Source organism: Zoogloea oryzae, from assembly GCF_030161255.1.
GTDB classification, from domain to species: domain Bacteria; phylum Pseudomonadota; class Gammaproteobacteria; order Burkholderiales; family Rhodocyclaceae; genus Zoogloea; species Zoogloea oryzae.
Map to the genome: position 1 here is coordinate 1 of NZ_BSPX01000207.1, position 1,166 is coordinate 1,166.

The 1,166-nt window shown below is 42.6% G+C and carries 1 protein-coding gene; it reads right to left on the reverse strand.

The features are described 5' to 3' along the window. Nucleotides 1-1,158: F0F1 ATP synthase subunit alpha (gene atpA / locus QQK25_RS24765; protein WP_284190057.1), on the reverse strand; the 1,158-nt coding region annotated here is incomplete at its 3' end. Nucleotides 1,159-1,166 lie beyond the last annotated feature (8 nt).

The following is a 1,166-nucleotide window of genomic DNA, read 5'->3' on the forward strand; positions in this document are numbered from 1 at the left end:
TTCCAACTTTAATTTCCCAGCTACTTGTTTCATGGCTTTAATTTGAGCGGCGGATCCCACTCGGGAGACAGAAATACCCACATTAATAGCAGGTCGAATCCCGGAATTGAATAAATCGGCGGATAAGAAGATTTGCCCATCTGTAATGGAAATTACATTGGTAGGGATATAAGCTGAAACATCGCCCGATTGAGTCTCAACGATTGGTAAAGCAGTCATACTTCCTTCACCAAAACTAGAACTTGATTTAGCGGCTCTTTCTAAAAGGCGTGAATGCAAATAAAAAACATCTCCCGGATAAGCTTCGCGACCGGGTGGTCTTCTTAACAGAAGAGACATTTGGCGATACGCTTGGGCCTGCTTGGAGGGATCATCATAAATTATTAAAGTATGTCGCTCACGGTACATAAAATATTCAGCCAGAGCTGCTCCCGTATAAGGAGCAAGGTATTGTAATGTAGCAGGCGCATCCGCGGTTTCGGCTACTACAATAGTGTATTCCATTGCGCCCCGCTCTTGGAACGTAGTGACTACTTGAGCCACAGAAGATGCTTTTTGACCAATAGCTACATAAACACATATTACATTTTGTCCCATTTGATTGAGAATAGTATCGGTGGCTACCGCGGTTTTCCCGGTCTGTCTGTCCCCAATAATCAATTCCCTTTGCCCACGTCCGATAGGAATCATGGAATCAATAGCAATAAGTCCTGTTTGAAGAGGTTCATATATAGAACGTCTCGAAATAATGCCTGGAGCGGGCGATTCTATTAACCGCGATTCGGAAGCTGAAATTTTACCTTTACCATCAATAGGTTTCGCCAGAGCATTTACAACACGACCTAAATAAGACTCGCTCACAGGTATTTGAGCAATTCTTCCTGTTGCTTTTACAGAACTTCCCTCTTGGATCATCAAACCGTCACCCATTAATACAACACCAACATTATTGGATTCTAAGTTCAGAGCAATACCTACTGTACCCTCATCAAATTCTACTAATTCACCAGACATTACTTCATCAAGCCCATGAATACGAGCAATACCGTCACCCACTTGAAGTACGGTCCCGGTATTCAAAATCTTTACTTCTCTAGTATATTGCTCAATCCGTTCACGGATAATATTACTAATTTCATCGGCTCGAAGGGCTACCATGCGTCTTT